The sequence below is a fragment of the Bariatricus sp. SGI.154 genome (assembly GCF_050313795.1).
Lineage (GTDB): Bacteria > Bacillota > Clostridia > Lachnospirales > Lachnospiraceae > CAMBRQ01.
Genome location: NZ_JBNPMC010000002.1, coordinates 1 through 20,407 on the forward strand (window position 1 = coordinate 1; position 20,407 = coordinate 20,407).

Genomic DNA, 20,407 nt, shown 5'->3' on the forward strand with positions numbered 1-20,407 from the left:
GCTTTTGCGGACGCTCACGGTAGACAAGCCCAGTATGTAGTCTGTCGATACCTTAAATTCCTTTGCCACACCTATGAGAATATCACTGCTGACCGTTCTCGTTTCGCCGCTGACAATGCGGCTCAACTGGGAAGCGGAAACCCCTATCTTCTCCGCAAGTTCCTTTTGTGTGATGTGGTTCCCGTTGCATAAATCGGAAATCCGCTGTCCGGGTGTTCCGGGTAAAGCCATAGATACGCACCTCCTCCGCATACTTCCATTATACAGAATGATTGCAAAAATGCAATTTCCAAAGTGTAAACTTCATCAAAATGCAATTCTCGCAAAATTCCGGGGATTGCATTTTTTTCGTGTAGACTTAGGGTAGTTCATCGATGGACAGCACCTTGAAAACAGAATGACCGTCCGAAAAGGAATACCCCGGCTGGGGAAGCACCGCAAGGAACCGGACTTCGAGACAAAATGTCCCGAAGCTGCGGGGAGCGTGCCAACGCCGGAACACGCCGCAGGAATGGGGCAGGAAACCTTTTCGGGGAGAACGGCAACGGAAAGCAAAATGGAGGGAACGCATGAGAGATAACCCCTATAAAGACTTGCCGCCACTGGAACGCAGGCCGGACGGTTCCCTTTACCGCATGACACCGGCGCAGAGAAAACAGGCGGCCAGCCTGATACGCCGGGAGTGTTGTTGCTGTGAGGACGGCAACTGCATTGTCCTTGATGATGGGGACACCTGCACCTGCCCGCAGACGATTTCTTTCTCGGTCTGCTGTAAGTGGTTCCGCTGGGCGGTCTTGCCGCTGGACGGGACGCTGGAAGCGGAAATTGTCCGGGATAAGGACTTGAAACGCTGTGCGGTCTGCGGTGGCGTGTTCGTCCCCAAATCCAACCGGGCAAAATACTGCCCCGGCTGTGCCGCCAGAATTCACAGGCGGCAGAAAACAGAAAGTGAACGGAAAAGGAGGTCTGCTGTGGACAGTTAGGAGCGAAAAAAGCCTTGATTTATCAGACTTTGCAAGCCCCAAACCGGGGCAGGTGGTATAAAGTATCGCCCGCCCCGGAAAACGGGCTTCTAACCGTCCACAAAACGAACTATGACAAATACCATCTATATCCACCAGCCGGAAAAGGCGTTCAGCTTCACCCGGCTCCCGAATTTTCTCTTTGAAGCCCCCACATTCAAGCCCCTGTCCAACGAGGCAAAGGTTCTGTACGCCTTTATCCTGCGCCGGACAGAGTTATCCCGCAAGAATGGGTGGGCGGATGACTGCGGACGGATTTTCCTGTATTACCCTATCTGTGAAGTGGTCACACTGCTCCATTGTGGGCGGCAGAAAGCGGTGAATACCCTGCGGGAACTGCAATACGCCGGACTGGTGGAGATCCAGAAGCAGGGCTGTGGAAAACCCAACCGCATTTTCCCAAAATCCTATGAAGCGGTTCCAAACACCGACTTTAAGAAATCCCGTTCTGGTACACCGGAGGACTGAAAACCGTACCCATGAAGTACGGAAATCACTCCTGAGACGTACGAAAACCGGACGGTATATAGAAATACAAAGATAAAAAGATTGATTTATATTCTATCCATTCCAATCCTATCCGAGCTATTTTCTGCGGGATTTTCCCTGTGGAAAACCCCGGATAGGAAAGGAATGGGGAAAGGAGCAGAATGGCACAACACGCAATTTTACGGTTTGAGAAGCACAAGGGCAACCCGGCAAGGCCGCTGGAAGCCCATCACGAAAGACAGAAAGAACAGTATGCCAGCAATCCCGACATTGACACAAGCCGGAGCAAATACAACTTCCATATCGTCAAGCCGGAGGGACGCTATTACCACTTCATTCAGAGCCGGATTGAGCAGGCCGGGTGCCGAACCCGCAAGGACAGCACACGGTTTGTCGATACGCTGGTAACTGCCAGCCCGGAGTTTTTCAAGGGGAAATCCCCAAAGGAGATACAGGCGTTTTTCCAGAGGGCGGCGGACTTCCTCATTGGCCGGGTAGGACGGGAAAATATCGTGTCGGCGGTGGTACACATGGACGAGAAAACGCCCCACCTGCATTTGACCTTTGTTCCGCTGACAAAGGACAACCGCCTGTGTGCAAAGGAGATTATCGGCAACCGGGCAAACCTGACGAAGTGGCAGGACGATTTTCACGCCTATATGGTGGAGAAATATCCTGACTTGGAGCGTGGGGAGAGCGCCAGCAGGACAGGCCGGAAGCATATCCCCACCCGGCTTTTCAAACAGGCGGTTTCCCTCTCCCGGCAGGCAAGAGCCATTGAAGCCACACTGGACGGCATTAACCCGCTGAACGCCGGAAAGAAAAAAGAGGAAGCCCTCTCCATGCTGAAAAAGTGGTTCCCGCAGATGGAGAATTTCTCCGGGCAGTTGAAAAAGTACAAGGTCACAATCAATGACCTGCTGGCGGAGAATGAGAAGTTGGAAGCAAGGGCAAAGGCCAGCGAAAAAGGAAAGATGAAAGATACGATGGAACGGGCAAAGCTGAAAAGCGAACTGGACAATTTACAGCGGCTGGTTGACCGTATCCCGCCGGATATACTGGCGGAACTGAAACGTCAGCAGCGGCACACGGTAAAGGAAAGGTGATAGATATAAGCAGAAATTTTCGCCGCCTCTGTGCGGCATTGTACCTTGAAAACTGAATATGGAGGACACTGGATGGCAAAAAGTGAAAGCGATATTTTTACACCCCGAACAGGGCAGGTCATACAAGCAGAGAACGGCACGCAGTATTTTGTATGTGGGAACAACCGTATAAAAATCTCCGAACACTTCGCCGCAGGCGGGAAGCCCCTCGGTGATCTGATTGTAGATGTGGTGCGGCATACCGCAGAAAAAGCCGCTTCAACCTGATAGCCCATCATTGATAACACGCCCACGCTTATGATATAATTGCCATAGAGCAAAAGTATTGTAAGCGTGGGTTGTTTCTTTAGAAGGAGGATTTTTACGGTGAAACAACCTTACAATACTACGATTTACAACACGGCGCTTTATATGAGATTGAGCCGGGACGATGAACTGCAAGGAGAAAGCGGGAGTATTCAGACACAACGCATGATGCTCCGGCAATATGCCGCCGAGCATGGCCTGAATGTCATAGATGAATATATCGACGATGGATGGTCTGGAACGAACTTTGACAGGCCGGATTTTCAGAGAATGATTGATGACATTGAGGACGGGAAAATCAACTGCGTTGTTACGAAGGATTTATCCCGCTTAGGCAGAAACTACATTCTGACCGGCCAGTACACGGAAATCTACTTTCCCAGCAAAGGCGTCCGCTATATCGCTGTCAATGACAATGTGGACACCATCAACGGAGAGAATGAGCTTGCCCCATTCCTCAACATTCTGAATGAAATGCACGCCCGCCAGACCAGCAAAAAGGTAAAGGCGGCCATGCGGACACGGTTCGCAAATGGCGCACACTATGGAGCCTATGCTCCGCTTGGCTATGTCAAAGACCCAGATAAGAAAGGCCATCTTCTGATTGACCCGGAAACAAGGTGGATTATCGAAAAGATTTTTGACCTTGCCGTTCATGGCCGGGGAGCCGCCAGCATTACACGGATTTTGGTCGAAGAAAAAGTACCTACTCCCGGCTGGCTGAATTTCCAGAGATACGGCACTTTCGCAAATATCTATGCCGGAGCGCCGGAGGAAAAAGCCTATGCGTGGACGATAGCGCAGGTGAAAAGTATTCTGAAAGAGGAAACCTATATCGGACACAGCGTCCACAATAAGCAGACCAATATTTCATTCAAAAACAAGAAGAAAGTACGCAAGCCAAAAGAGGAATGGTATCGTGTGGAGAACACCCACGAAGCGATTATTTCCGAAGATGTGTTCCGTCAAGTACAGGAGCAGATTTGCAACAGGCGCAGACGGCAGAAGAACGGCACAACACAGATATTTTCCGGGCTGGTAAAATGTGCGGACTGCGGCTGGTCGCTGGCCTATGGTATGAACAGCCAGAACAAAAATCCCTATGCCCACTACCATTGTAGCAAGTACGGGCAAGGATTGCACCAGTGTTCCATGCACTATATCCGCTATGATGTGCTTTACGCCTATGTCCTTTCCCGTCTGCAATACTGGTCTGTGCTGGCACAGCAGGATGGGGACAAACTTCTGAAACGGCTACTTAACGCCAGCGACAAGGAACGCAATACTGCAAGGAAGCGGCAGACAGCCGAACTGAAAAAGGCGGAAAAGCGCAAAGCAGAAGTAGACACCCTGTTTGCAAAAATGTATGAGGACTGGTCTGCCGGACGCATTACAGAATACAATTTCAATATGCTGTCCGAAAAGTATCAGGGCGAACAGCGAGAATTGGACGCAAAAATTGAACGGCTTCACGAAGCGATGGAGGTCGCCGCCCAGACAGCGGTTGACGCTGAAAAGTGGATAGGTCTGATGAAACAGTATGTCAATCCCACAGAATTGACGGCTGAACTTCTGAATACGCTGATTGAAAAAATCCTTGTCCATGAAGCGGTCAAAAGTGAGGACGGAAGCCGGGAACAGGAAGTGGAAATCTTCTACCGCTTTATCGGCAAAATCGAATGACACATCTTGAGATACCCAACAATATCTTTAACTAAGGGAAACTGGTGCTTCCATACCGGATCTTGACAAAGTACTTAAGATGAGTAAGGTATTCGATGTATCAACCGATTATCTGTTGAAAGATGAGATAGAAGAATTTCCAAAGGCAGAAGTATCCGTTTCGGACAGTGTCGATACATATGAGAACATGGAGGTACGCAGCGTATCTATGGAAGAGGCAAATGAGTTCATGGAACTGACACGGAAGACTTCCGGCAAGATCGCGGCGGCGGTAGCCGTGTTGATTCTGTCTCCGACTGTATTGCTGCTTTTGGCTGGATTATCGGAACTGGCGGACAGCCTGCTAACAGAGGATATGGCAGCAGGCATCGGGATGATTGCACTGTTATTAATGGTAGTAGCAGCATTAGTAGTGCTGATTCCGACTGGGATGCAGTTGTCGCGTTTCGAATATCTGGATAAAGAGGTAATCTCTTTACAGTATGGCGTGCAGGGAGTGGTAGAGAAGAAGAAAACGGAGTTCGAGCCGGTATACAGAAAAAGTGTTGTGATAGGTGTGGTATTGTGTATTATTGGAGTGATTCCTATGATGGGCGCGATTGCTTTGGCTGTGCCGGATATAGGATTCGTAGTTTGCGTTGATCTCCTTCTGATGTATGTTGCATGTGGTGTATATACATTCATAAGATATGGCAGTATTCAGGAGAGTTATAACAAATTACTCCAGGAGGGTGACTATACGAAAGAGAAAAAAGAACTTGGAAGAAAGACGGGCGTATTCGCAAAGATTTATTGGTGTACGGTAACGGCAATCTATCTGGGAATCAGCCTGACCATGAATAATTGGAAAGATAGTTGGATTATCTGGGCTGTGGCAGGGGTTCTCTTTGCGGCATTTCAGGGAGTCATTCAAGTGATTTCGAAAGACAGACGTTAGGGAGGGAGGAGCATTTTGCTTCTCCTTTTTGCTGCCAAAGCATCCGGAGAGAACTGTTGGCGTCTGGTCCTGTAGGTTTGAAAATGATTAGAATTTCTCAATAAAAGGAAAAGATTGGAAAGGATGATGAAAGAGGACTATAATGTAATGAAACCTATACATAGACTATTGCAAGGAGGTCGGTCAGATGAAAAAGCATAAGTATTGGGCATGGGCAATGGTGATTTGTTTATTGATGACAATTTATACAGGTTATGAACACAAATAGGAGGTACTGAAGATGTTAGATTGTTTTGAGAAGATTGATGGAAAGAAGACCGGGATATTTGCGGCAGGCGTGTTATTTGGGACCGCCGGAATTAAGATATTATCAAGCAAAGATGCGAAGAAGGTATATACGAACTGTACGGCAGCAGTCTTAAGAATGAAGGATTGCGTACTGAAGACGGCAGCGAAGGTTCAGGAGAATGCAGAAGACATCTATGCGGAGGCACAGCAGATCAATGAAGTGCGGGCAGAGGCGGATGCAGAGATTAATGACAGTGCAGATGAAACTGTTTTTACAGAGACGGATGCTAAGGCGGATGCAAAAGAAGATACTGTGGAAGCAGCAATAGAATAGAAGTAGACCTATGGCACCTGCAGAAGATCCTGCAGGTGCTTTCCTATGCTGTATGCGGCTGAAAAAGTTGAGAAAATTAGTGCAAGAAAGAAGGAAGACAGATGAAATTCGTCATCAAACATGAGATCAGGGGACGTATCCGTATTCATGTGGCGCAGAAGAGGATGTCCTGCCGGGAAGCGGATATGCTGGAGTATTATCTGAAAGAACGGGAAATGGTTACTTCTGTCAAAGTGGCAGTACGGACTCAGGATGTTGTCATATGTTATCAGGGCAGCAGAGAAGACATGATAGATATATTGCGGAAATTCCGTTATGACAGGGTGGAAGTGCCAGAGGAGGTATTGCAGAATTCGGGCAGGAAACTGAATGAGCAGTATTGGGAGAAACTGGTGAATCAAGTGGTGCTTCGCGCCGGAAGCAAATTATTCCTGCCATATCCGGTGAGAGCGGGAATTGCAGTGGTTAAGTCGGCAAGATATCTGTGGCAGGGAGTAAAGACTCTCGCAGCGGGCAAGATCGAGGTGCCGGTGCTGGATGCGACTGCTATAGGTGTCTCTATCTTCCGGGGAGATATTGATACGGCGGGATCGATTATGTTCCTTCTGGGAATCGGCGAGATACTGGAAGGATGGACCCATAAGAAATCAGTGGATGATCTGGCAAGAAGTATGTCGCTGAATGTTGGAAAGGTATGGCTTCTGAAGGATGGGCAAGAGATTCTGGTCCCGGTTACGGAGATTCAGGCAGGCGACCAGATTGTGGTACACATGGGCAATGTGATTCCATTCGACGGAACAATTACGGATGGAGATGCCATGATTAATCAGGCTTCACTTACCGGAGAGCCGCTGCCTGTACACAAGATGGCAGACAGTTATGTCTATGCAGGTACGGTTGTAGAAGAGGGAGAAGTGACCATATGTGTAAAAGAGATCGGCGGATCCAGCAGATATGAGAAGATCGTTACGATGATTGAGGAATCAGAGAAACTGAAATCATCACTGGAAGGAAAGGCAGAGCATCTGGCAGACCGCTTGGTTCCATATACGCTGGCAGGAACAGGGATTACCTATCTTCTTACCAGAAACGTTACCAAGGCATTAGCGGTACTGATGGTAGATTTTTCATGTGCATTGAAACTTGCGATGCCAATCTCCGTATTATCAGCAATTCGGGAGGCAAGTTCACATCACATTACGGTAAAGGGCGGTAAATTCCTGGAGGCAATGGCAGAGGCGGATACTCTTGTATTTGATAAGACAGGAACTTTGACGAAGGCACAGCCGACGGTTGTGGACGTTGTATCGTTCAATGGAGAAAACCCTGACGAATTACTGCGGATTGCAGCATGCATGGAGGAGCATTTTCCACATTCAATGGCGAAGGCTGTTGTGGATGCGGCGAAAAGGCAGAAACTAGGACATGATGAGATGCATTCTAAAGTAGAATATATCGTCGCTCATGGTATCTCCACAACTATAGAGGGGAAGAAAGCGGTAATCGGAAGTCATCATTTTGTATTTGAAGATGAGAAATGTATGATTCCGGACGATATGCAGGCAAGATTTGAAGAACTTCCAAGAGAATATTCTCATCTGTATCTGGCAATTGAAAATGTGCTGGCAGCCGTGATCTGTATTGAAGACCCGTTAAGAGCAGAAGCAAGGGAAGTCATCAGTGCTCTGAAGCAGGTCGGAATCGGTAAGATCGTGATGATGACAGGAGACAGTGAGAGAACTGCCTGTGCCATTGCAGGAAAGGTTGGCGTAGATGAATATTATTCTGAAGTGCTTCCGGAAGATAAAGCAAGATTCGTGGAACAGGAGAAAAAATCCGGGCGAAAAGTGATCATGATCGGGGATGGAGTGAATGATTCCCCGGCACTGTCAGCCGCTGATGTTGGTGTAGCAATCAGCGATGGCGCTCAGATTGCCAGGGAGATTGCGGATATAACGATTGAAGCAAAAGATCTCTTTGAGATTGTAACATTGAAGCAGATCAGTGATGGACTGATGAAGAGAATTCATAAGAATTACCGGATGATTGTGGGAATTAATGCGGGATTGATATTGCTTGGAGTGGGCGGCATTTTCCAGCCTACTACGTCGGCATTGCTGCATAATACGTCTACGCTTATGATAAGTTTGAAGAGTATGGAGAATCTGCTTCCATAGCGTGGAATTTAATGTAGAAAGTGGAGTGGCGGAAGTGTACGGTGCAAGGGCAGGGAAGTTGTGGGCTGCAACCGGATCATTTCACCAAGACCTCGTAACAGAAAAAGATACCGTCAGTTCTAACCGGGCATATTCGCCGTAAGCCCTTGATGGCCTTACGACTCAGATGCCCTCGAAACCAGGGCTTGTGGTCCTGGTTTCGCACGAACTGACGGTATCTTTTTCTGCAACGAGGTCTAAGTCTCATGATACGGCTACAGCCCACAACTTCCCTGCCCTTGCACCTGACATCTCCGTATACTCCGGATTTTCTCCATTGTGGGGATTCCGGTGGAAATGCGTGTGGACCGGTGTCGGTGGGGGGAACATGTTGGAAGTGTAGGGGAATGAAGAAAATTCCTTCTTAGTTCATAATGCATATTCGTTTTAACCAATACACTTCCGTTATGAAGTGATAACTCGCCCACATATGCGCCCCACTTCCAATCGGTTATTCGGTCAACACCGCTCCCCATGCACCCCCGCCAGGAATCCTCCTCGTTCATGAAGAGTCACACATAAGAATGTCAGGCAGAGAGGGGCTGTATGGTGGTTCATATCCGTAGAAGAGCCGTACAAGCCGTTAGTGAAAAAGAGGTCTGAAATTAGGAGGGCTTCTGTACTACCAATACAGAAGTCCAGACTATCGTGGGCGGAAAATCATCAAGATTTTGCGTCCGCTATAGTCGGTGCCTAATTTCAGACCTCTTTTGAACTTACGGCTTGTAGGCGATTGGAGTCGGATGTGAACCACCATACAGCCCCTCTCTGCCGTACATCTTACGAATAACTCTTCACAAACAAAATTCCCACTACGTAGCAAACCCCGCATACTGTGTCATATACAATTCATAATATTTCCCTTTTTGCTCGAGCAGTTTATCATGGCTTCCCGTCTCCACGATTCTGCCCTTATCCATGACCACGATGATATCTGCATCCTTGATTGTGGATAAGCGGTGTGCAATGATAATACTGGTGCGGTCTTTCATAATCAACTGCATAGCATCCTGGATTGCTTTCTCGGTCCGTGTATCTACATTGGATGTAGCTTCATCCAGAATCAGAATCTTAGGATTGGCGACAAAGGCTCTTGCGATTGCGAGAAGCTGCCGCTGACCCTGGCTGATATTTGCGCCGGAGCCGATCAGGAAAGTATCGTAACCTTTGGGCATCATCTGAATCATATCCTTGCAGTGGCTCATCTCTACGGCGGTTTCCAGTTGGCTTTCGGTCACATTTTCATTGCCGTACTTGAGGTTATTACGAATGGTATCAGAGAACAGGACCGTATCCTGCAATACGATAGCGACATTCTTTCTAAGGCTATCTCTGGCAATGTCTTTAAGATTCTGTTGATTGATGTAGATGTTGCCGCTGTCAATATCATAGAAGCGCATCAACAGATTAACGATGGTGGTCTTGCCGCTTCCGGTAGCGCCGACCAGAGCTACCTTCTTGCCGGAAGGAACAGTCAGGCTGAAATCATGAAGTACTGGCTGCCCCTTTTTGTAAGAGAAGTTTACATTCTGGAAACTTACGGCTGCATTAGTATCATCTGCGAGAGGCTTGCCAGACTTGGATTCCACGATCTCATCCAGAACATAAAAGACTCGTTCTGCACCGGCGAATGCTGTCTGGAGTTGTCCGTAGATCTGGGCAATTTCATTAATTGGACCGCTGAACTGTTTGGCATACACGATGAATGCAGAGATTACTCCGACAGAGATCATGCCTTTGATTGAAAAATACCCACCGAAGGCAGCGATGATTACGAATCCGATATTGCCGATACAGTTCATGACTGGTCCCATGACGCCGCTGAAGATATCCGTACGAATCCCTGCTTTGGTCAACATATCTGATGTATTGCAGAATTCCTCAATGATAGTATCCTGATGATTGTACGCAACGACTGTGTGATAGCCGGAGATCATCTCTTCCACGGTTCCATTTAGCGAACCGAGTAACTGCTGACGGCGGCGGGAGAACTTGCGAACCTTTTTGGAAAGGAATTTTGTAGCAAATACTGTCAGAACAACCGTGGCACAGCTAAGAAGCGCTAATTGCCAGCAATACCACAGCATTACCGCTGCTGTGCCGATAATTGTCAGAACACCGGAGAACAGAGAGGGCAGTGACTGGGAGATGGTAGTAGATATATTCTCAATATCATTCGTCATACGGCTCATGACATCGCCGTGGGAATGCGTATCCAGATAACGGGTAGGAAGGTCGATCATCTTGCCAAATAGTTGTTCCCGCATTCGTTTTACAATTCGCTGGCTTATGTTTGCACTAAGGAGTCCCTGCAGCAGCTGGCTGAGGCTGTAGAGCAGATATACCGTAATCATTGTTAGCAGTGTAGATGACAGAGTTCCATCTGTGGCACCTGAGATAATGTCAATTGCCTTGCTCTGAAGGCTTGGTGCATAGACACCGCAGAGTGTGCCGAAGATGACGATGCCAAGCATACCAAGAACCATTTTCTTTTCATGGGAGAAATAACTCCAGATTCGTAAGAATGTGCCTCTGACATCTTCCGCATGTTCTACTTCTGCAAAGCGGGCGCTGCGGTCCATCGTACCGGGAATATTCTGTTTGATACCTTTGGGTCTATTCATGGTCTTCGCCTCCAATCTGTGAATGATAGATGTCCTGATAAGTTTTACAGGAGTGCATAAGTTCATTATGTGTACCACAGGCAGCAATTGTGCCGCGATCCAGGACGATGATCCGGTCTGCATTTCGAACGGAAGCAATTCTTTGCGCAACGATAATCTTTGTGCTGTCTGGTCTGGCTTTATTTAATGCAGTATATAGGCTGGATTCGGTCTTCAGATCCAATGCGCTGGTGGAGTCATCAAATATCAGAATTTCAGCAGGCTTAAGCATTGCCCTGGCAATCGAAAGCCGCTGCTTCTGCCCGCCGGAGAAGTTCATTCCACGTTCTGCAACCAAGGTGTCATATCCATTCGTTGTTGTTCGGATGAACTCATCGGCCTGAGCGATATCAGCGGCGGAACGAATCTCCTCTAACGTTGCATCTGGTTTCCCCCAGATAAGATTGTTCTTGATAGAGGTACTGAATAATTCGCTTTTCTGCAATATGACAGCAATCTTATCACGCAGGCCACGCTGGCAGTAATTGCGGACATCCACGCCATCTATGAGAATCGAACCTTCTGTTACATCATAGAAGCGGGGGATTAGGCTAATAAGCGCTGTTTTGCCGCTTCCGGTAGCGCCCATGATAGCAATGGTCTCTCCGGGAGCAACGGTTAGATTGATGGACTTTAAAACCAGCTGGTCTGTTCCCGGGAAGGCAAAAGATACGTTGCGAAATTCAATCTGTCCTTGCGGCAAGGTATCTCCTTTGAAATCTCCAGCCTTTAGTTCTGGCTGACTGTGCAGTACTTCTTTTATCCGTTTCCAGGAAGCGGTTCCTCTGGAAATATTCTGGAATAGCATAACGAGCATCAGGATGCCTCTTAGAAGTTGTGTCGTGTATGTGATTGCTGCCATAATCGTACCCGGGGTTGCCATTCCGGTTTTGACTTGAACGGAACCTGACAGCAGGATAATGACCACTACAATATACATCAGAGCATTCATGACCGGGTTCATAAATACAAAAATAATTAGTATGTGTAACTGTGTTTTTGTCAGATTGTCATTGCTTTTTTTGAAACGCATTTTTTCATAAAGTTCTCGTACACATGCTTTAATGATGCGGATGCCTGAGATATCTTCCTGCAAGATCCCGTTAATCTGATCCAATTGTGCCTGCAATTGCGTAAAAAGTGGTTCGGCTTTCCAGAGACAGAAAATCATGCATCCAAGGATGAATGGGAATGCACATAATACGATGAGCCCGAATTGATGATTCAGACGGAACATGAAGAAGATGCTTCCTGCCATCAGCATAAAAGTGCGGATCATGCCGCGGACGAATTGAGAGACAAGGTTCTGCACCTGTGTGATATCGTTGGTGACCCGTGTGACCAGTGATCCTGTTCCAAAACGGTCAATCTGAGGAAAGGACATAGCCATAATCCGGCGGAAACAGTCTTTACGCATCTCATTTCCTATATTTTGCCCGGTCATATGTACGAACATGTTATTCAGTGATCCGCATAAGCCTCCTAATATAACAAGGCCAATCATCACAAGACCAAGTGTCAGAATCAGATGGATGTCTCCGATGCCATTATGGTGAAGCCCAAGTACGCCCTTGTCTACAATACGGCTCATATATTCCGGCTGGATCAGATCCATTGATACTTCGAAAATCATAAAAAGGGCAGCAAGTATTGCATAATGAAAGTATTTTTTTACATATTTCCACATAAAATCATCTCCTAGCGTGAATGGTGGTGATGATGGGAAGGATGACGGGAATGCTGCGGGGGAGAACCATAACGGCTATTCCAGTCTGTCTCCAGTTTTTCTGCCAATTTAAGCAAAGTTTCTTTTTCGTCTTCTGATAAGCAGGAGAACATCTCCTGATGGCGCATCTGCCGCTGCCTTGCAGCATCTTCTGCTTCGGCTTGCCCCAATGGAGTTAATTGGATATCGGTTGTCCGGCGGTCGGTCTCACTTGAGGTACGTAAGATAAGTCCTGCATTCTCCAGTTTCGCAAGCACTTCGCTGACAGAGCCTGGCTGGATGCCTAACCGTTCGGTTAATTCCCGTTGCGTCATACCGCCTGTTTCAAGCAGGATAATCAGGATGCGTTTCTGGCTTCCTTTTCCTTCAAAGAGAAAACGGATCATATGCCCTAAATCACGTAGATTTAGAATCAACTTGTTATCAATATCCAGTGTATGGTAATCGGTTAGATGATGGGAGTTTATATTGTCTTTTTTGTGCATAGTGGTAACCTCCTTCAAATTAAAATTACGTTTATATTTATATCCTAAAGACAAAAAAATGTCAAGGTACCTTGATAAATAAAAATGAATATGGACATAAAAAACGACGTGACTTTTGCCACGCCGGTAAGATGATACAATTCTGTAATTAGTCACAGTACTTAGGATAATCCTCTTCAAAATATTGAATCTGCTTATCCAGAAAATCGCGGTCTGAATCCGATAAACCATCGATCAGTGCCGTCATATCCTCTCGCGTTTTTGCTATGTTACAGGGAACCTCCAAAGCGAAATCGCTATAGGCACGTATCTTATGAAAATAGAAAGCCGTATCAGGTTCTTCATTGCCGCTGCGGCACATGTGATACATGGAGACACAGTCTGTAGCGTCAACATCTGTACACTCTTTGCAGATCCATTTCCCAAGATAGTAGTATCTGTTCCCAATCTGGTATAAGAAGCCAGGGGATTTTAATAAACGTTCCGTTGTCATAAGGACACCTCTCTTTCTCTACCTACAACAGTAACAAATACTGATAGAAAAAGCAAGGAGCGGTATCCATTTACCAACCTATTTTTTCTCGTAAAGAAAGCGGATGTGTTCATAGACCTCCTGGAAATCGATCTCGAATCCGTCATCCCAGATACCGATTGGGATCTTTGCATCGAATCCATAGATAGTAGGATTATTCCCCTTTTCAAAGTTATGTACGGTGACTTTCTGGCGTTTAGGATCAATGATCCAGTATTCTCGTACGCCGGCGTTAAGATATTTGTTCAGTTTAATTACGGTATCTCTTCGGACAGAGGACTTGGATAGAACTTCGATTACGAAGTCAGGAGCACCGTAGACACAGCGGTTGATAATCTTGTCCCGGTCGCAGACGATAATTACATCCGGCTGTACCATTGTCCGGTCGTCACAGTCAAGTTGTACGTCGACAGGAGAGATCATAGGGAGACATATGCCTTTTTTATCCAGGACGTGTGTAAGCAGTTTTGCGTGAATGAATCCGGCAATTAACTGGTGTGGGGATGTGGGCGCTGTCATGTTGTAGATTACACCATCAATCAATTCTACGCGTATATCATCGGGAAGGTGGTAGTAATCATCCAATGTGTATTCTCCTTGCCTTTTTACCTGATAGGCAGTCTGTGGTTCATGGAGATAGGAGTGGTCGGGGTCAGGAAATAACCTTCCAAGAGTAAGAAGAGGTTCATAACCTGGGAAGGCGCCCGTCCCGTCGAAAATCTCCTGTACGGTTGCAAGAGGGAGGCCAGACAGTTCTGCTACTTTTGCATAATCATATCCAAGTTCGTTCATTTTGTCTTTCATATTTTCAATTGTCATAATCGAGTACTCCTTTCTGCGAATATCTTGATAAATGTGGGAGAGAATCGTGATCGAGATAATAGCGGCAATCATAATAGAGGCCTTAACCTGCCAAAGCATCCGGAGGCAGCCGCCAGTGGCAGATTTTGTAGATGTACTTTTTATTATAGAGAAATTATCTGGAAAAGCAACAGGTTGAAACCTGGAAAAGGTTTTACACAGGTCTAATTACAACAATGGATAAGTTTCACAAATAAAGCTTCGGAACCATATCCCGGAATAAGGAAAGCAGGTGTGTAAGTTGAACATGCTGATACCGATTCTTAGGATAGATCAGGCATAACTGTCTCGTGTCATGAAACTGCCGGATCGGATAATAGCAGACATCGGGAATGTATTTGCCCTGTCTTGCGAAAATCTCAGGGACGAACGTAATGCCAAGTTGTCTGCTCACTAGAGACAGAGCAGTCTCTACATTCTCGCAAGTAAGCCGGATATTAGGATGGAAAAATGCAGATTCACACATCTTACGGCTCATGCTTCCCAGAATATGGTCAGAGGAAAGCATGATGAAAGGATACGCAGTCAGTTCGGACAAAGAGATGGTGTCCTGTTCTGCATAATAAGAAAGTGGCAATCCTAAAAAGGGTGGTTGTGATGTGAAAATGGATGGAACAGCAAGTACAATCCGTTCTTTTGTCAGAATATCGCTCTGATAATTAATGGTATCCGGCTGGGGAACATCAATCATAAAATCAATTTCGTCATTTTCTAATAGTTTTTTTAGAATATAAGTTGGCTTTTCCACAATGTGAATTTCACAATTAGGAAAGTCCTCATAAAAGCGTTCTAAAACAGACGGCAGTATGATTAAAGAGCGGTGTGGACTGATCCCAATGCGGATCAGACTGCGTTTTTCCTGAGATATGTCATTCAGTTTCAGATCCAGTTGCTTCTGGGAGTGAAGAATGGAGATTGCCCACTCATAGAACAAAGTTCCGGCGTAGGTTAAAGTGACCTCTCCATGTGTACGTTCAAACAATGTAACTCCTGTTTCTTTTTCCAGAGACTGGATGCTAAGAGACAGAGAAGGCTGAGAGATGAATAGTTTGCGCGCTGCCTTTGTAATGTTTTTTTCTTCTGCAATCGTAATCACGTACTGCAATTGATTCCAATTCATAAGACTCCTCCATAAATACCGTCATAAAGTACATAGTTAAAACCTATTAAAATTATAATAAAACATATATTTTACAAATGTCAAGTGCGCTGTTAGAGTGGAGTCAGGAGGTAGTGATTGAGATTATGGGAGAAGAAAGAATGAAAACTGGATTGATACTTTTAGCGTTCTTCTTTAAGATCGGATGTTTTACATTCGGTGGAGGATGGAGCATATTGGCGCAGATGGAACAGGAATTCGTAAATAAGAAAAAGTGGATTACAAAAGAAGAATTATTAGATCTGGTTGCAGTAGGCAAATCCGTTCCCGGCATTATGATTACCAATATCGGCATGTTATTTGGCTATCAGATGGCAGGCTGGTTTGGAGGAGTCTGCGCAGTGATAGGAATCGTCCTTCCTTCTGTATTGATACTGTCTGTGATTACTTTCGGATATGACGTTGTAAAGAATAATTACTGGTGTCACTGTGCGCTGGAAGGAATCCAGGCAGCAGTGGTGCCGATTATCGGAAGCGCCGCGCTTTCCCTGGGGAAAGAAGTATTCCGAAGCAGAAAAGGGCAAGTGATCTGCCTGGCTGTATTTCTGCTGTGTATGATTACAGATATCAGTAATGTAGCACTCGTTATACTTGGAGTAATTGCGGCATTTTTAGGAAGAGGGGTGAAGAGACATGGTATATCTTGAATTGTTCTGGTCTTTCATGAAGATCGGTTTCACCAGTTTCGGCGGCATGTCTATGATACCATTAATCTTAGAAGAGATGCAGTCTCATCAATGGATGACTGCGGAAGACCTGGCAAATCTTGTCGCTATCGCAGAGATGACACCGGGACCGCTCGGCGTAAACTGTGCAACCTTCGCCGGGACACAGACGGCAGGAGTCCTGGGAGGAATCGTAGCAGTACTTGGCGTACTGATGCCTGCATTTACCTTGACATTACTCGTAGCCATATTCTATACCAGATTCCGGAAAAGTGAAGTTATGGCGGAGATTATGAGTTGGGTACGCCCCATCTGCATTGCCATGATTCTGGCGGTCATCCTGACCTTGGGGAAAGAGAACTATTTTACGGATGGAAAATCAGACTGGATTGCCGTGGGAATCGGTGTCGCGATGTTATATCTAATCATGAAAAGGAAATGGACCGTTCCGAAGGTGATAGGGAGTTCAGCAGTCTTGGGAATCGTACTATATACGCTTTCTGGTCTTGTGTAGCCTTAAAATCCTGTAAGAATTCTTGCTTTCTGTTCTCTATTTTTCTTATAATGTATGCAATGAATGAAGCGTGCTGACAGCTTAACCATGAAAAGGAGAACTATTATGATTGAAGAAATCCAAAAGTATAATCAGAAATTCGTAGAGGATAAGTTATATGAACCTTATCAGACCAGTAAATACCCAGACAAGAAACTTGCCATCTTAACCTGCATGGACACAAGGCTTACAGAACTTCTTCCGGCAGCCCTTGGAATCCGCAATGGAGATGCTAAGATTATCAAGAACGCCGGCGGAGTCATCACTCACCCATATGGTAGTGTGGTCAGAAGCCTTCTGGTAGCGATTCTGGAACTGGGTGTGGAAGAGATTATGGTCATTGGTCACACAGATTGCGGGGTACAGGGGATGGACGGTACCGAGATGCTTGAGAAATTGGAGAAGAGAGGCATTTCCGGAGAACATATCGAGATTATAAGGCATAGTGGAGTTCCTTTAGAAGAGTGGCTGGGAGGCTTCGAGTCAGGCGAGGAGTCCGTAAGAGATACGGTGGCGAGTTTGCAGAAACATCCCCTGATGCCAAAAGATGTGACAATTAGGGGATTTATGATGGATTCCTTAACCGGAAAGTTAAAAATATTGTAATGAAAAGAGAGTGGGAGTTAGATAGATGAAGTATATCTGACTCCCATTTGGCATTTCCAAACCTTAATAAATATTAAGGGAAACTATCTGTCTGTTGTAAGGTTCACATCTTATGATAAGTTCAACAAAGCAAAGAACACGAAAGAAGCAAGGAGGATTATGAGATGGAAATCAAGAAACCTGCCATGGCAGGAACATTAGAATCCAGCGACTGCCAGGTTACCGTAGAAGCGGGAGAGGGGAAGATTGATCTGGAACTGAACAGTGCAGTGATCAATCAGTTTGGCAACCAGATACGCAAGGTGACTTTTGAGACTTTGGAACGTCTGGGAGTGAAAGATGTAAAAATTACAATTGTTGATAAAGGGGCGTTGGATTGTACAATCAAAGCGCGTATAGAAGGAGCGGTATACCGTTCTTTGGAACAGATAGAACATTTGCCATGGGGAGGTGCGATTAGATAATGAATCCGAATAAGAAACGTTTAAGAAGAACTATGATGTTTTTAAATGCACAGAAGCCGGGATTGATCAAGGATCCTTATATCTACAAGCCGGATTCCATTATGCTGGATCTGGAAGATGCGGTAGCAGAAAACCAGAAGGATGCGGCAAGATTCTCCCTGTATCATGCGTTACAGGAGATTGATTATCGTGGTGTAGAGCGCGTGGTAAGAATCAATGCACTGGATACTCCGTACTGGAAAGAAGATATCCGCTGTTCTGTTGCTGGCGGATGTGATGCCATCCGCATCCCGAAGACAGAGTGTGCCAATGATGTCAAACTGGTGGAAAGTGCTGTAGAATACGCAGAGAGAGAATTCGGCCGTCCGAAGGGAAGCGTGCTGATCATGGCAGCGATTGAGTCTGCAAGAGGTGTCATGAAGGCGCTTGAGATCTGTGAGGCATCGGACCGTTTATTTGGTATTGCATTGTCAGGAGGAGATTATACGAAGGACCTTCAGACCCATATTACCGGAACCGGAATCGAACTTATGGGTGCGAGACAGAATCTGGTCATTGCTGCCCGTGCTGCAGGAATCCAGTGCTTTGATACAGTATACACGGATCTTGATAATATGGAAGGATTCCGCCAGGATGTACAGAATATCCATCTGATGGGATTCGACGGCAAATCCATTATCAATCCACGTCAGATCAGTATTGTGCATGAGATATATACTCCTTCTGAAAAAGATATTATCTTTGCGGAAAAAGTGGTAACAGAGATTGATACGAAAAAAGCACAGGGAATCGGTGTATTTACCGTAGACGGCAAGATGATTGACATTGCATTCTACGATGGAGCCAAGAGAACAATTGAGCTTGCAAAAACTTCAGGTGTGTATAAGGGGGACTTATAAGATGATAAATGCAGTTGGCAGAGATATTCCGGAAGAGATTTTAGAGTTAACAGGAAAAGAAGTGTTTCATGGTAATCACTATTATGATGGGTATGAATACAGAAAACATGGTCCAATGACTAGATGTGTCATTAATTCTAATGGAAGCAAACTGGTAGACAGTATACATGATGTGTTGGTAAAGTGCGGAATCAAAGATGGTATGACGGTTAGTTTCCATCATCATTTCCGTGAGGGAGACTATATTGTTAATATGGTTATGGAGGAGATTCATAAGATGGGAATCAAGGACATCACCATCTGTGCAAGTTCTCTGGGAAAAGCGCATGATCCGATTGTTCCGTATATCGAAGACGGAACGATTACTAATATTCAGTCATCCGGTGTACGCGGAAAGATTGGAGAAGCGATCTCTAATGGCAAATTAAAAGGGCTGGCAATTATGCGTTCTCATGGCGGCCGTGTCAGATCCATCGTTACAGGTGAGACACAGATCGATATTGCATTCATCGGCGCTCCGACCTGTGATGATTATGGTAACTGCCGTGGTATTGGCGGAAAGAGCAATTGTGGCGCGTTATCTTATGCAATGGCAGATGCGCTTCATGCAGATAAAGTAGTGGCAATCACAGACTGTCTGGTTCCTTTTCCGAATTTTCCGGCACATATTAGTATGACCAGGGTAGATTATGTAGTGGAAGTGGATGCAATCGGTGATCCTGCGAAGATTGCAACAGGCGCTGCAAAACCAACGACAGACCAGAGAAAACTTATGATGGCAGATTATTGTACCCAGTTTGTAGTGAATTCTCCGTATTTTAAGAATGGATTCTCTTATCAGACAGGTGTGGGCGGAGCATCCATTGCATCTACTATCTCCCTTGCAAAGGAAATGAAGAAAAGAAATGTCCGCATGAGGTTCGGTGTAGGCGGACTTACAAAGCCGATGTGCGATTTGCTGATTAATGACCAGGTGGATTGTCTGTTGGATACTCAGGACTTTGATCTGGATGCGGTAGAATCTGTAAAGGATCTGCGTCATTTCCGAATCAGTGCAGGACAATATGCAGATCCATTTAATAAGGGAGCAGTTGTAAATAAACTGGATTTTGTCATCCTGGCAGCTCTTGAGGTGGATGTGAACTTCAATTGTAATGTAGTAGTGGGTTCTGACGGAATGATCACCGGAGCACAGGGAGGACATCCGGACACGGCAGCAGGAGCCAAATGCGCAATCGTTATCGCGCCACTTCTTCAAGGAAGAATTCCGGCAATCTGTACGGAAGTGACAACGGTTACAACTCCGGGGGAAAGTGTGGATGTGGTTATTACGGATTATGGAATTGCAATCAATCCGAGAAGACAGACAAATTGTAAGGAGGATAACTTAAGCGTGTAAGGTTGGGCTTTTAT

Annotated in this window: 22 protein-coding genes and 1 pseudogene; 16 read left to right on the forward strand and 7 right to left on the reverse strand. The window is 45.9% G+C overall.

Translation table 11 applies throughout. The features are described 5' to 3' along the window. A partial coding sequence (locus tag ACQRBN_RS01910; RefSeq protein WP_427737243.1) for a helix-turn-helix domain-containing protein occupies positions 1-231 on the reverse strand: 231 nt, incomplete at its 3' end. A 338-nt stretch (positions 232-569) separates the two neighbouring features. Between ACQRBN_RS01910 and ACQRBN_RS01915 the strand changes: the two genes are divergently transcribed. From ACQRBN_RS01915 to ACQRBN_RS01955, 9 genes are all read left to right on the forward strand, one after another. Next, a complete protein-coding gene (locus ACQRBN_RS01915) occupies positions 570-983 on the forward strand; it encodes a cysteine-rich VLP domain-containing protein (RefSeq protein ID WP_034533140.1) in 414 nt (137 codons plus the stop codon). Positions 984-1,094: 111 nt separating this feature from the next. Then, positions 1,095-1,490, forward strand: coding sequence for a replication initiator protein A (locus ACQRBN_RS01920; protein ID WP_008666017.1), 396 nt, complete (start codon positions 1,095-1,097; stop codon positions 1,488-1,490). 182 nt (positions 1,491-1,672) lie between these two features. Continuing rightward, on the forward strand, positions 1,673-2,617 hold the full coding sequence (gene mobV / locus ACQRBN_RS01925) for a MobV family relaxase (protein WP_122790866.1): 945 nt from the start codon (positions 1,673-1,675) through the stop codon (positions 2,615-2,617). A gap of 72 nt (positions 2,618-2,689) precedes the next feature. Further along, entirely contained in the window at positions 2,690-2,884 is a 195-nt protein-coding gene (locus ACQRBN_RS01930; protein ID WP_002334813.1) for a hypothetical protein, read from the forward strand. 144 nt (positions 2,885-3,028) lie between these two features. Continuing rightward, complete coding sequence (locus ACQRBN_RS01935; RefSeq protein WP_207737235.1) at positions 3,029-4,606, forward strand: recombinase family protein; 1,578 nt, start codon at positions 3,029-3,031, stop codon at positions 4,604-4,606. 79 nt (positions 4,607-4,685) lie between these two features. Then, positions 4,686-5,543 carry a helix-turn-helix domain-containing protein gene (locus ACQRBN_RS01940; RefSeq protein WP_427737245.1) on the forward strand — a complete coding sequence of 286 codons (858 nt, stop codon included), beginning with the start codon at positions 4,686-4,688 and terminating at the stop codon, positions 5,541-5,543. A 187-nt stretch (positions 5,544-5,730) separates the two neighbouring features. Next, entirely contained in the window at positions 5,731-5,811 is an 81-nt protein-coding gene (locus tag ACQRBN_RS01945; RefSeq protein ID WP_427737402.1) for a hypothetical protein, read from the forward strand. A 12-nt stretch (positions 5,812-5,823) separates the two neighbouring features. Beyond that, the gene (locus tag ACQRBN_RS01950) at positions 5,824-6,165 is read left to right on the forward strand and encodes a DUF6110 family protein (RefSeq protein WP_427737246.1); all 342 of its coding nucleotides are present in this window, start codon (positions 5,824-5,826) and stop codon (positions 6,163-6,165) included. A 101-nt stretch (positions 6,166-6,266) separates the two neighbouring features. Beyond that, the gene (locus ACQRBN_RS01955; protein WP_427737247.1) at positions 6,267-8,342 is read left to right on the forward strand and encodes a heavy metal translocating P-type ATPase; all 2,076 of its coding nucleotides are present in this window, start codon (positions 6,267-6,269) and stop codon (positions 8,340-8,342) included. 851 nt (positions 8,343-9,193) lie between these two features. Here the strand turns inward: ACQRBN_RS01955 and ACQRBN_RS01960 are convergent. The 5 genes from ACQRBN_RS01960 to ACQRBN_RS01980 all read right to left on the reverse strand — a co-directional run bounded on the left by ACQRBN_RS01960 (position 9,194) and on the right by ACQRBN_RS01980 (position 14,606). Then, the gene (locus tag ACQRBN_RS01960; protein ID WP_427737248.1) at positions 9,194-11,005 is read right to left on the reverse strand and encodes an ABC transporter ATP-binding protein; all 1,812 of its coding nucleotides are present in this window, start codon (positions 11,003-11,005) and stop codon (positions 9,194-9,196) included. Beyond that, the gene (locus ACQRBN_RS01965; protein WP_427737249.1) at positions 10,998-12,731 is read right to left on the reverse strand and encodes an ABC transporter ATP-binding protein; all 1,734 of its coding nucleotides are present in this window, start codon (positions 12,729-12,731) and stop codon (positions 10,998-11,000) included. The genes ACQRBN_RS01960 and ACQRBN_RS01965 overlap by 8 nt, the downstream gene beginning before the upstream one ends. 11 nt (positions 12,732-12,742) lie before the next feature. Continuing rightward, on the reverse strand, positions 12,743-13,255 hold the full coding sequence (locus ACQRBN_RS01970; protein ID WP_427737250.1) for a MarR family winged helix-turn-helix transcriptional regulator: 513 nt from the start codon (positions 13,253-13,255) through the stop codon (positions 12,743-12,745). A gap of 148 nt (positions 13,256-13,403) precedes the next feature. Continuing rightward, positions 13,404-13,748, reverse strand: a complete 345-nt coding sequence (locus tag ACQRBN_RS01975) for a hypothetical protein (protein WP_427737251.1) — start codon at positions 13,746-13,748, stop codon at positions 13,404-13,406. A 78-nt stretch (positions 13,749-13,826) separates the two neighbouring features. Further along, positions 13,827-14,606, reverse strand: a complete 780-nt coding sequence (locus ACQRBN_RS01980) for a Uma2 family endonuclease (RefSeq protein WP_427737252.1) — start codon at positions 14,604-14,606, stop codon at positions 13,827-13,829. A 49-nt stretch (positions 14,607-14,655) separates the two neighbouring features. Between ACQRBN_RS01980 and ACQRBN_RS01985 the strand changes: the two genes are divergently transcribed. Next, the gene (locus ACQRBN_RS01985; protein WP_427737253.1) at positions 14,656-14,787 is read left to right on the forward strand and encodes a hypothetical protein; all 132 of its coding nucleotides are present in this window, start codon (positions 14,656-14,658) and stop codon (positions 14,785-14,787) included. Between the two features lie 48 nt (positions 14,788-14,835). Here the strand turns inward: ACQRBN_RS01985 and ACQRBN_RS01990 are convergent, their stop codons facing one another. Next, complete coding sequence (locus ACQRBN_RS01990; RefSeq protein ID WP_427737254.1) at positions 14,836-15,768, reverse strand: LysR family transcriptional regulator; 933 nt, start codon at positions 15,766-15,768, stop codon at positions 14,836-14,838. A gap of 125 nt (positions 15,769-15,893) precedes the next feature. Between ACQRBN_RS01990 and ACQRBN_RS01995 the strand changes: the two genes are divergently transcribed. The 6 genes and pseudogenes from ACQRBN_RS01995 to citF form a co-directional block, all read left to right on the forward strand. Then, positions 15,894-16,454: a chromate transporter gene (locus ACQRBN_RS01995; RefSeq protein WP_427737255.1), complete on the forward strand. Its 561-nt coding sequence runs from the start codon at positions 15,894-15,896 to the stop codon at positions 16,452-16,454. Beyond that, on the forward strand, positions 16,441-16,986 hold the full coding sequence (locus tag ACQRBN_RS02000; RefSeq protein WP_427737256.1) for a chromate transporter: 546 nt from the start codon (positions 16,441-16,443) through the stop codon (positions 16,984-16,986). The genes ACQRBN_RS01995 and ACQRBN_RS02000 overlap by 14 nt, the downstream gene beginning before the upstream one ends. A 105-nt stretch (positions 16,987-17,091) precedes the next feature. Further along, on the forward strand, positions 17,092-17,631 hold the full coding sequence (locus tag ACQRBN_RS02005) for a beta-class carbonic anhydrase (protein ID WP_427737257.1): 540 nt from the start codon (positions 17,092-17,094) through the stop codon (positions 17,629-17,631). 164 nt (positions 17,632-17,795) lie between these two features. Then, positions 17,796-18,095 carry a citrate lyase acyl carrier protein gene (citD, locus tag ACQRBN_RS02010; protein ID WP_427737258.1) on the forward strand — a complete coding sequence of 100 codons (300 nt, stop codon included), beginning with the start codon at positions 17,796-17,798 and terminating at the stop codon, positions 18,093-18,095. Further along, positions 18,095-18,994, forward strand: a complete 900-nt coding sequence (locus ACQRBN_RS02015) for an aldolase/citrate lyase family protein (protein WP_427737259.1) — start codon at positions 18,095-18,097, stop codon at positions 18,992-18,994. Before citD ends, ACQRBN_RS02015 begins: the two co-directional genes overlap by 1 nt. A gap of 1 nt (position 18,995) precedes the next feature. Then, positions 18,996-20,378, forward strand: a pseudogene (citF, locus tag ACQRBN_RS02020) (citrate lyase subunit alpha); the annotation flags it as partial. Between the last annotated feature and the right edge of the window lie 29 nt (positions 20,379-20,407).